Here is an 11364-nt window from a genome sequence, read left to right as displayed (position 1 = left end):
AATTTCGGAGTCTGACCCCAATTTCCCAATTTCGGAGTCTGACCCCAATTTCCCAATTTCCCAATTTCGGAGTCTGACCCCAATTTCCCAATTTCCCAATTACCCCAACCAAGCTCTAGGGATAGTTCAACCCAAGCAAGTCTTCATCAAAACTAAGTGAAGCGAATCAACAATTGACGTTGTGCCACTTGCGAGCTTTCAGTAACCAGCACTTGCTCAATCACACCCTCACGCGGCGCATGCAAATGGTGTTCCATTTTCATCGCCTCCATCACCAGCAACAACTGCCCAGCAGCGACAGATTCGCCAGTCGCTACATGCAATCGCACCACACGGCCATGCATAGGTGCATGAACCTCGTTAGCGCGTAGAGATTTTGCGCCAGCAGCAGGCGTGTGCCGCTCATCTTTTACACAAACTGTATCGCCTCTGTGTTGTAGCCATAAGCTGTCTGCAGACCAGACATAAAAAAACTGCATGGGTTCGCCATTGATCACGGCATAAAGTTGACCCTTTTCCGCGTGAATCACCCCCTCATCAACATGGCGTGGTCTTTGGTCTTTTTCGCGTACATTCAATTTCAAACCACTGACGATGAATGACGCATCCGCATGAGAGGCTGTCCATTGTTCACCGCATTGCTGCACATGCCAGCTCTGTGGCTGTGCGTTTATCGTCATTGGCACTCGCATTTCCCTGTCATCACTGCTGAGCCAATTCCACCAATGGGCGGGAGGAACGGCATCAGATGAACGAGGTAAACAAGCCATGGCTACAGCAGCCAAGGCTTGTAATTTCTTTGATCCTGTATCCAAGGCCAATTCGCTCAGATCATCTTTCAATACCGCCGTACTGAAATCGCCACTGCCAAACACATGGCTTTTCAACACTTGGGCCAGAAAACGCCTGTTGGTGTTCAAACCCAAGCACACGGTGCGTTCCAAGCCGTCCGCCAGTTGCGCGATGGCCAACTCGCGTGTCGGTGCGTGTGCGATCAATTTACCCAGCATGGAGTCGTAAAAAGGGCTGATAACCATGCCCGATGTCAACGCTGCATCACATCGCAATTCAGCTGGTGATTGCCAGTAAAGCAGATGGCCGCTTTGCGGCATGTGTTGCTTGGTAGGATCTTCAGCGCACAGACGAACTTCGATGGCATGCCCGCCTTGCTCAAACTGATGCAGGATCTGTTCTTGGTCGAGTGCCAAATGCTCTCTATTGGCAATACGCAGTTGCCAATCCACCAAGTCTTGTTTGACCAAGGCCTCGGTGACTGGATGTTCAACTTGCAAGCGTGTATTCATCTCCATGAAATAGAACGCGTCTTCTTGCCCGGGCGCTGTATCGAGCAAAAACTCGACCGTGCCTGCGCCACTGTATTGCACGGCTTGTGCCACTTTCACTGCTGCGTCACCCAGGCGGCGTCTTAGTGCCGAATTGACTGCAGGCGAGGGCGCTTCTTCAATCAGTTTTTGGTGACGACGTTGCACCGTACAGTCGCGTTCGCCGAGGTGAATCACGTGGCCGTATGTATCGGCAAGCAATTGCACTTCGACATGGCGCGGCGCCAGTAACGCGCGTTCCAACAGCAGTCTGCCGTCACCGAATGCCGCCTGAGCTTCATTGAATGCGCTCTGCAATGCGTCATCCAGCGCACTTGCCTCAAGTACCAAACGCATGCCTCTGCCGCCACCGCCAGCACTGGCCTTGATCATCAACGGATAACCTAGCGTGAGTGCATCGGCTTTCAATACAGAAAAATCAGTGCTGGCTTGCAAACTTCCAGGCAGTACAGGTATACCTGCATCTTGCATGTACTTGCGCGACTGCGCTTTGTCGCCCATGGCCTGCATGGCGTCGGGCGAAGGGCCCACCCAAATCAGCCCGGCAGAGATGACGGCTTGAGCAAACGCCGCGTTCTCAGATAAAAACCCGTAACCAGGGTGTATGGCTTGCGCACCACTCAAATGGGCGGCGTGTAATAGTTTGTCGAAGGACAAATAGCTGTCAGCTGGTCGTTCACCCCCTATGCCAATAGCCGTATCACAGCTATGCAAGTAGGGAGCATGGCGATCTGCGTCGGAGTAAACCGCAATGGTTTGAATGCCCATGGCACGCGCGGTGCGTGCCACACGGCTGACGATCTCGCCTCGGTTCGCAATCAGCAACTTGTGTATGGCGGCTGACTTCATATTCAGTCCAGTTCCCAAAAGGGTTGGCGTTTTTCGCTGCGTGCTGTGATACCTTCAAGCGCTGTTCCACTGCGAAAACTCTTGGCAAATTGCTTGGAGGCGAAATCCAAAACAGCCCCGAGCTCTTCTCGGGCCTGAACTTTTCGCAATATGTGCACGGTAGAGCGCAATGACGCGGGCTCGGCCTGTTGCCAATACTTTTGCCACTGGGCAAACGCAGTTTCAATATCGCTCACGTGCTCATCCACCAAACCGATTTGCTTGGCTTCAAGCGCGTTTATTTTTCGGGTACTAACCAGCAGTTGCATGGCCTTGGCAGTTCCCAAGCGCTGTTGCACAAAGGGCGTAATTTGTGCAGGCGGTAAACCCAGACTCAATTCGGGGGTAGCAAATACCGCAGTGTCGTCTGCGATCACCAGATCACAAGCGGCAGCCAGACCACAGCCTCCACCCATGGCATAGCCTTGCACCAGTGCCAAGGTCATGACTTCACAATCTTTCAATTGTTGCAACAGCATGCCAAAGTCTCGGTTGTGAACAGCCACAGGGTCAGGTTCATGGGGCGGCGGCGGTGTGGCAATCCATTCTTTGAAACTCGCGAAGTCCCCGCCAGAACAAAAATGCTGGTTCGCACCTCGCAAAACCAGCGCTCTCAATTGGGAATGCAATTTGACATGTTGCAACGCATCTTTCATCGCTTGAACCATTTCAGCGCTGATGGCGTTTCGGGTTTGAGGTGCATCCAACCAAAGAACCCAATGTGTTGGATGTTTTTCTAGTCGAATCACGGGTCAATTTCCTGAGAAGAGGTGCGCAGAGACAGCCAACGCATGGGCTATGTTCAATGACGCAGAGGAAGGGTATGCATGTATTTGCTGATGATGCCCAGCATGACTTCATCGGCGCCGCCGCCTATAGAAGCCAGCCTGCCGTCGCGGTACATCCGTGACACCGGGTTGTCCCAGGTGTAGCCCATGCCTCCCCAAAATTGCAAGCAACCATCAGGTACGCTGCGCAGCAGTCGACCTGCTTTGAGCTTGGCCATGGAAGCCCATTCGGTCACGTCCTTACCTTCGATGTAGTGTTGCGTGGCAAGGTAGGTGAGGGCGCGCAGGCTTTCGACTTCGGTCTTTAACTCAGCCAATGCGAAATGCACGACTTGGTTGTCTAATATGGATTTACCAAAAGCTTGGCGTTCACGTGTATAGGCAATAGTTTGTTCTATGCAATTGGTCAAGCCTTGAATGGCGTTGGCAGCTGCCCATAACCGTTCTTCTTGAAATTGCATCATCTGGTAGGTAAAGCCCATGCCTTCTTCACCGATGCGGTTGCGCTGCGGCACGCGCACATCATCAAAATGGATCAGACCTGTGTCACTTGCCATCATGCCTATCTTGCGGATTTTTTTAGCGCGTGTCACCCCAGGGGTGTTCATGGGCACGATGATCAGACTTTTGTTTTTGTGGGCAGCACCTTCGCTGGTATTGGCCAGCACACACATCCAGTCTGCTTGCAAACTGTTGGTGATCCACATCTTGCCGCCATTGATGATGTAATCATCCCCGTCTTTGCGGGCAGTGGTTTTGATGGCCGATACATCGGACCCCGCATGTGGCTCGGACACGCCGATGCAGGCCACAGCTTTGCCGCTGATAGCGGGTACTAAAAATTCTTCGCACAAAGACTGCGAGCCAAAACGTGCCAAAGCAGGGGTGGCCATGTCCGTTTGTACGCCGATGGCCATGGGCAAAGCGCCACAACTGATGTGACCCAGTGCTTCAGCCATGATGACGCTGTATGAATAGTCAAGGCCGCTGCCGCCGTAGGCTTCGGGTTTGGTGAGGCCAAGATAGCCGAGTTGACCCAGTTTGCCAAAGACTTCATGCGCAGGAAAAATTTCTGCAGCCTCCCATTCATCCACATGCGGGTTGATTTCTTCAACAATGAATCGCTTGAGGTTGCGTTTGAGTTCTTCGTGTTCATGGGTCAGGTTCATGGCTGGGACTCCGGAAATGGGGGATCAAGCGCGCGAGACGCCGTATTGCATGGGGCGTAATTGACGGTCTTGCGCTTCGCGGCAAAGCGTGAGGGTCAGAGCCAGCACACGACGGGTATCGCGCGGGTCGATGACGCCGTCATCTAGCAACAATCCCGAGGTGTAAAACGCGCTCATTTGACGTTCAAAGGTTTGAATGATGTTGTCTTTCATGGCATCACGTTTTTCTGTGTCAACAGCAATGCCTTTGCGCTGGGCAGCGTCTTCCATGACGATGCCCATGGTGTCCGCCGCTTGCTGTGGCCCCATCACGGCGGTGCGAGCATTGGGCCAGCTAAACACAAATCTGGGCCCAAAAGCACGTCCGCACATGCCGTAATTGCCTGCGCCAAAAGAAGCGCCGCAAAGCAGCGTGATTTGCGGCACGCGTGCATTAGATAAGGCTTGTATTTGTTTGGAGCCGTGCTTGATCATGCCTGCATGTTCAGCCTCGCGCCCGACCATGAAGCCGGTGGTGTTGTGCAGCCAAATCAGAGGCAAACCGGTCTGATCGCAGGACTGGATGAAATGGGTGATCTTGTTGCTGCCCGCAGGGTCCAAGGGGCCGTTGTTGGTGATGATGCCCACACGATGTCCTTCGATGCTGGCGTGCACACAAACGGTAGCTGGGCCAAAGTCTGCTTGAAATGGCAGAAACTGCGAACCATCTGCGATATGTTCAATCACACGACACATATCGACCGGTTGCTTGCTGTGACCAGAAAAAATGTCTAGCAAACCGTCCTGGGTAAGAGCCGGCGCTTTTCCCTGCGGCCACGCTGGCGTGGATGCTTGCCAACCCCAGCTGTCAATGACTTGCCGAGCCAAGCCAATGGCATGTGCATCGTCTTCTGCCACATAGTCGGCCAGTCCTGATACGCTGGCATGTACATCAGCGCCACCTAGACTTTCATCATCGGCAATCTCACCGGTGGCAGCTTTGAGCAATGGCGGTCCGGCCAAAAAAGCTCTTCCTCTGCCTCGCACCATGATGACTTGGTCCGACAAGCCTGTCATGTAGGCCCCGCCAGCGGTGGAGGGCCCGTGCACCACCGCCAGCACTGGAATACCTGCTGCGGATAAACGGGCGAGGCCATGGAAATTGCCGCCACCGAGCACAAATTGTTCGACCTTGTATTTCAATAAATTGGCACCTGCCGATTCAACCAAATGCACAAAAGGCAATTTGTTTTGCAGCGCAATCGCTTGTGCCCGTTGGAATTTTTCTATGCCTTGGGGTTGCAGTGCACCTGCATCAATGCCAGAGTCATCAGCCACCAGCATGACACGCGTTCCAGAGACCATGGCGATACCCACAATTGCACCGCCGCCTGGCACTGAAGCATTTTCATCTGTGGTGTCTTGTAACCAGCCAGCCAAGGTAGACAGCTCTAAAAAAGGCGTACCTGGATCGAGCAGTCGCGCCACCCTTTCGCGTGGCAGTAATTGGCCACGCTTGGCAAACAAAGGGGCGGCTTGTGCACTGCGCTGTCTGGTGCGTGCTTCGATGGCACGCAACGCGTGGATCAGACCCAGTTGGTATTCGCGTGCAGACACTTCTTCGCTCATGTCTTGCCTTTGCTGAGAACTTGGGGGGATTGCGCCAAATGGAAACCATTGAATGCCATATTACTTTTACCGGTGCCCACTTGTGGCCAGATGCGCTTTGCATTTGGCGCACCGCCATCGATTCGCAAACAAGCGCCTGAGATAAATGCCGCCGCCGGTGACAGCAAAAACACAATCGCTGCTGCCACTTCACTCTCCGTGCCTATGCGTTGCAAGGGCACCAATTGGTGCATGTGTTGAATCATGGCGGTCATCTCGGGCGGGTAGTTGTCCATGCCACTAGAGGCAATCCAACCAGGTGCCACGGCGTTTGAGCGAACAGGTCCCCATTCGAGTGCCGCAGTTTCAGTGAAATTGAGCATGCCTGCGCGAGCCGCGCCTGAGTGCCCCATGCCTGGCATGCCCATCCACATATCAGCGATGACGTTGACGATACTTCCGCCGTGTTGTTGCATCCATTGTGTATAGCATTCGCGTGCCATGAGAAAACCGCCTGTGAGGTTGTTGCGCACCACAGCGTCCCAGCCCTTGGCTTTGATTTGCGACAGTGGTGCTGGAAATTGTCCACCTGCGTTGTTGACCAGGCCATCGATGCGGCCATGCTGTTTCAAAATACCAGTGATGGTTTGAGTCACCAAGGGTTCTTCACGGATGTCACACACATGCACAGAAGCGGTGCCGCCCACTTCAGAAATTTCGGCCGCAACAGCGTGCAGCTTGTCAATGTTTCTGCCTAGCAATGCAAGCCGGGCGCCTAAAGCAGACAACTCATGCGCTGTGCATCTGCCGATACCAGATCCGCCACCCGTGACGATGACCACTTGCTCATTGAATAAGCCAGGGCGAAATATGGATTGGTATGTCATGAAATGGGCAATAAATTTATGTAGTCAAGAAAGCAGGTTTATTTAAGCATGAAAGTAATGACCAGTTTAGTTTGCATATAAACTGCATGTCAATCAAGTTTTACCCCTTAAACATACCCATTCCCTCTGGAGAATTTCATGACCTACGCCATGATTTACGACGCGATCAGAACACCTCGCGGCAAAGGAAAAAAAGACGGCAGTTTGCACTCCATCAAACCGGTAGATTTACTCGGTGGTCTGCTCAACCAATTGCAAGCACGCCATGGTTTTGACACCGCTGAAGTTGACGATGTGGTGATGGGCTGTGTCAGCCCTGTCGGCGAACAAGGGTCAGTGTTACCCAAGACCGCGTTGCTGAAAGCGGGTTGGAATGTGCAAGTCTCAGGTGTGCAAATCAACCGTTTTTGTGCCTCAGGCTTAGAGGCCGTCAACATGGCTGCGCAAAAAGTGGCCAGCGGTTGGGAAGATCTGGTCGTAGCAGGTGGGGTCGAAAGTATGTCGCGAGTGGCCATGGGTTCAGACGGCGGTGCTTGGGCGCAAGACCCAGCCACCAACGCAGCCACTGGCTTCACGCCACAAGGCATTGGCGCTGATTTGATTGCCACGATGTCGGGTTGGGGTCGCGAGGATGTGGACCGTTTTGCCCTGACTTCACAGCAGCGGGCAGCTGCTGCACAAGCCGAGGGTCGGTTCGACCGTTCGGTGATGCCTGTGCTTGATGAAATCGGCATTGCATTGTTGGAGCGTGATGAATTCATCAAGCCACGCACCACCATGGAAGGATTGGCCGCTTTGAAAACCAGTTTTACCGATATGGGAAAAATGGGCTTTGACGCGGTGGCACTGTCGCGTTATCCGCAAGTTGAACGCATTGATCATGTGCATACCGCTGGCAACTCCTCCGGCATCGTAGATGGTGCAGCAGCTGTCTTGATCGGTAGCGAAGCCAAAGGCAAGGCCTTGGGATTGACGCCACGTGGTCGCATAGTGGCGACTGCGCTCAGCGGTGCAGACCCGACCATCATGTTGACCGGACCGATGCCAGCGTCTCGCAAAGCATTGGCCAAAGCCGGACTGACCGTCGACGACATCGATTTGTTTGAGGTGAATGAAGCCTTTGCCGCTGTGCCCATGCGGTTCATGTGGGAGATGAACGTGCCACACGAAAAAGTCAATGTGAATGGCGGTGCGATTGCCATGGGGCATCCGCTGGGTGCCACTGGCGCCATGTTGGTCGGAACATTGCTTGACGAATTGGAGCGTCGCCAACTCAAACGCGGCCTGATCACTTTGTGCGTAGGCGGCGGCATGGGTATCGCCACCATCATTGAACGGGTATGAGCATGACTTTTTCAACTGTGAACTATTCGTTGGATGAAGATGGCATTGCCCATGTGATCTTTGATGAGCCAGGTTCGCCCGTCAACACCATGAAACCCGAATGGCAAGCCGATATGTTGGCTTTGGCTGACCAGTTGCATACAGATAACGACAGGCTCAAGGGCGTGATTTTTTCTTCTGCCAAAACCACTTTTTTTGCAGGCGCTGATCTCAAAGGGGTATCCAAACTCAAGGAGCAGGATGCAGCGCTTGCATTTCACTCATTGGAAAAGTTAAAGCATGCGTTTCGCCGCATAGAAACATTGGGCAAACCAGTGGTGGCCATTCTCAATGGCGCAGCACTGGGCGGCGGGTGGGAATTGGCATTGGTAGCGCATGCACGATTTGCGCTCCATCATCCCAACATACTTTTCGGTTTGCCAGAGGTCACATTGGGCTTGATTCCTGGCGCCACCGGCATCACCAAGATGACACGTCTCTTGGGCTTGATGGCGGCCCAACCTTATTTGATGGAAGGCAAATTATTCAACCCTCAGCAAGCGCTTGCTTTGGGTCTGGTGCAAGGTTTAGGAACAACCATAGACGAACTCCGCACATTGGCCTTGGACTTCATACGCAGCCATCCCCAAGCCTCTCAAGCTTGGGATGTCAAAGGTTTCAAAATGCCTGGCGGCAGTGTCAACAGTCCTGCGTTGGCTGCGGGATTGGCGGTTGCACCCGCCATGCTGTTCCATAAAGCCCATGGTTTGTACCCTGCCGCACAAGCTATTTTGGAGACGATGGTCGAAGGTGCACAAGTGGACTACGACACGGCCACACGCATTGAAACCCGAAAACTTGCACGCGTCATGGTGGGACAAACCACCAAGAACATGGTGAACGCATTTTTCTTCAATTTGAATGCCATCAAGTCTGGCAAGTCTCGTCCAACTGGCTTTGCACCTTGGAAGCCCGCACGTGTCGGTATTTTGGGCGCAGGCATGATGGGTGCTGGCATTGCTTATGCCAACGCTATCAAAGGAATTCCTTGCGTTTTAAAAGACGTCCATTTGCAAAAAGCTGAACAAGGCCGCTCGTATACCCAACAACTGACCGATAAACGGGTCCACGCCCAACGGATGCAAGCTTCTGAGCAATTGAAGACCATGGCGTTGATTCAAGCCACTGACAGGGTAGATGATTTGAAAGAATGCGATCTCATCATCGAAGCTGTGTTTGAAAGTCGCGCTTTAAAAGCACAAGTCACGCAAGAGGCAGAGCCCATGCTGGCGGCCAATGGGGTGTTTGCATCCAATACGTCTACATTGCCTATCAGCGGTCTGGCTCAAGCCAGTGCAAAACCAGAAAAATTCGTGGGACTGCATTTTTTCTCGCCGGTTGACAAGATGAAATTGGTTGAAATCATCAAGGGTCATCGCACCGATGATGAGACCTTGGCGCGTGCCTATGACTACGTTTTGGCCATCGGTAAAACACCTATTGTTGTCAACGATTCACGCGGATTTTTCACCAGTCGCGTGTTTGGCACTTATGTGATGGAAGGTGCTGCCATGCTTGCTGAAGGCATGCCCGCGCCCTTGATAGAACACGCCGCAGTGATGGCAGGTATGCCAGTGGGTCCGCTTGAGGTATTGGACGCTACAGCCTTGTCTTTATCCGTGCATGTGCTTGATCAGACTCGGTCGGATTTTGCGCAAGAGGGAAAAACATACGAGGCAACAAGCGGCGAGTTGCTGGTCGAACGCATGGTCAAAGAGTTCCAACGTCAAGGCCGGGCAGCTGGCGGCGGTTACTACGATTACCCCTCGCAAGGTCCTAAGCGCCTATGGTCAGGTTTGAAAACACATTTTGAGAAGCCGTTTCATGCCGACCCCTTACAGACACAGGAAGCCATCAAGCAGCGTTTGCTTTACCGGCAAGCGGTGGAGACAGCGCGTTGTTTACAAGAAAACGTATTGACCTCCAGTCATGATGCCAACATTGGTTCAATTTTTGGCATCGGTTTTCCTGCATGGACTGGCGGTGCTTTGCAGTTTGTGTACGCTGAGGGATTGGAAAACTTCATATCGCATTGCGCTGTGCTGGCCAGCAAACACGGACAGGGTTTTGCATTGACGGATGCGGTTATTCATACATTGCATCAACACCAAAATCAGTCATAAGTTTGTCATGTTAATTAACGAAACTGTCACTTTCCATTTGTTGAGTCACTGTTTTGAAAAAACACCACGCCGAAAAACTGGCCTTCGCCTTGGTTTTTATTTTTAAGTCTTTAATGCCCGTGTTGCCAGTCGCTATGGCATTGTTGTTCTGGAAAAAAGAGTACTTGCTCCATTACAAGCAAACATTAAAGAAACTGAGAATTCACGTGAACGCGATCAGCCAAGGGCCGATACAGCATTATTTCGAGGATATTCTGCGTTTTAATCACGAGGTCAGCGAACCGGTGCAAGGCCATTGTTCACAATGCGGCAATTGCTGTTTGAACCGCCAATGTGTGTTTCTGGAGCAGTCAGGTACCGATCAATACATTTGCGGTATCTACCGTTCGCCATTACGCAGATTTTCCAATTGCGGATCATTTCCCATCAATGGCAATGACATTGAGCGTTACCAGTGCCCCACTTACCAAGTCATACGTCCTTACCCCGTGCAATACATGCAGCAGATGTAGTCTTTTGACGCAGCTATATGTTGAGGCAGTATTCTGTGGACGCAGCGTCAGCTGTGGATATTTCTGAGTCTTAAAAAAAAAGCAAAGTCACTGCCGTAAGACATCACCGCCAAAGTAGCTGTGAGGTAAAAAAGTACTCATTGGTTTTTTAATAAAAATTTAATTTTTGATATTGAATTTGTCATAGTAGTTACCCTAGGTCTTGCTATTCTCTCCACATTGACTGACTTGTAATCAAAGCAGTTTTAAAGAGTCAACTTAACAAGGAGTTTCAGCATGATCTATAAATTTGTATTACTGACGGGTTTGGTTTTAAGCAGCACAGTTTTTGCCAGCGAAACAAGTTCTGTTCACAACCGTTTGATCATCGCAGCCATTCACGACCAAAAAGGATTTTTCAACGTTCGTGAATTGCATGACATGGGTGACAGTGGTGTCCAGCAAATTGACTACATTGTCAACTGTATAAACCATACGCTTGCATTGACAGATTTTGCGGTCGTCACTGAAAAAGGTCGTTTGGTATCCAACGAGCCTGCTATCAAATCTATGTCGCTGTCTTTTTACAGACCCTTGATCGAACACGATCAAAAGATAGCGCAAAGCGTGTGCCATAAGCTGGTGACCATGAACAGTCATCAATGATTCACATGAATTCGATACAACATGGTTTAAACAGCAGGA

9 protein-coding genes are annotated in these 11364 nt (G+C 51.8%); 4 read left to right on the top strand and 5 right to left on the bottom strand.

Going from position 1 to position 11364, the window contains the following annotated elements:
• Positions 1-152: 152 nt before the first annotated feature.
• Genes AC9UG7_RS06235 through AC9UG7_RS06215 form a run of 5 tightly spaced genes read right to left on the bottom strand, consistent with a single transcriptional unit; the run spans position 153 to position 6662 of the window.
• Positions 153-2192: an acetyl/propionyl/methylcrotonyl-CoA carboxylase subunit alpha gene (locus AC9UG7_RS06235; RefSeq protein ID WP_509585676.1), complete on the bottom strand. Its 2040-nt coding sequence runs from the start codon at positions 2190-2192 to the stop codon at positions 153-155.
• A gap of 2 nt (positions 2193-2194) precedes the next feature.
• Positions 2195-2980: an enoyl-CoA hydratase/isomerase family protein gene (locus tag AC9UG7_RS06230; RefSeq protein ID WP_509585674.1), complete on the bottom strand. Its 786-nt coding sequence runs from the start codon at positions 2978-2980 to the stop codon at positions 2195-2197.
• Between the two features lie 53 nt (positions 2981-3033).
• Entirely contained in the window at positions 3034-4188 is a 1155-nt protein-coding gene (locus AC9UG7_RS06225) for an acyl-CoA dehydrogenase family protein (protein WP_509585672.1), read from the bottom strand.
• Positions 4189-4212: 24 nt separating this feature from the next.
• The gene (locus AC9UG7_RS06220; RefSeq protein WP_509585670.1) at positions 4213-5796 is read right to left on the bottom strand and encodes an acyl-CoA carboxylase subunit beta; all 1584 of its coding nucleotides are present in this window, start codon (positions 5794-5796) and stop codon (positions 4213-4215) included.
• Positions 5793-6662 carry an SDR family oxidoreductase gene (locus tag AC9UG7_RS06215; protein ID WP_509585668.1) on the bottom strand — a complete coding sequence of 290 codons (870 nt, stop codon included), beginning with the start codon at positions 6660-6662 and terminating at the stop codon, positions 5793-5795. The genes AC9UG7_RS06220 and AC9UG7_RS06215 overlap by 4 nt, the downstream gene beginning before the upstream one ends.
• Before the next feature lie 138 nt (positions 6663-6800).
• On the opposite strand from AC9UG7_RS06215, the gene AC9UG7_RS06210 reads away from it, so the two are divergent.
• The 4 genes from AC9UG7_RS06210 (at position 6801) to AC9UG7_RS06195 (ending at position 11325) form a co-directional block, all read left to right on the top strand.
• The gene (locus AC9UG7_RS06210; protein WP_509585666.1) at positions 6801-8006 is read left to right on the top strand and encodes an acetyl-CoA C-acetyltransferase; all 1206 of its coding nucleotides are present in this window, start codon (positions 6801-6803) and stop codon (positions 8004-8006) included.
• A 2-nt stretch (positions 8007-8008) separates the two neighbouring features.
• Complete coding sequence (locus tag AC9UG7_RS06205) at positions 8009-10168, top strand: 3-hydroxyacyl-CoA dehydrogenase NAD-binding domain-containing protein (protein ID WP_509585664.1); 2160 nt, start codon at positions 8009-8011, stop codon at positions 10166-10168.
• 53 nt (positions 10169-10221) lie between these two features.
• Positions 10222-10680, top strand: coding sequence for a hypothetical protein (locus AC9UG7_RS06200; RefSeq protein ID WP_509585662.1), 459 nt, complete (start codon positions 10222-10224; stop codon positions 10678-10680).
• Between the two features lie 276 nt (positions 10681-10956).
• Positions 10957-11325 carry a hypothetical protein gene (locus tag AC9UG7_RS06195; protein ID WP_509585660.1) on the top strand — a complete coding sequence of 123 codons (369 nt, stop codon included), beginning with the start codon at positions 10957-10959 and terminating at the stop codon, positions 11323-11325.
• The last annotated feature ends 39 nt before the right edge of the window (positions 11326-11364 follow it).

It is taken from the genome of Limnohabitans sp., from assembly GCF_046052765.1.
GTDB lineage: Bacteria > Pseudomonadota > Gammaproteobacteria > Burkholderiales > Burkholderiaceae_C > Limnohabitans.
Note: the sequence above shows the minus strand (reverse complement) of the source record. Positions and strands in the feature narration are given on the sequence as shown.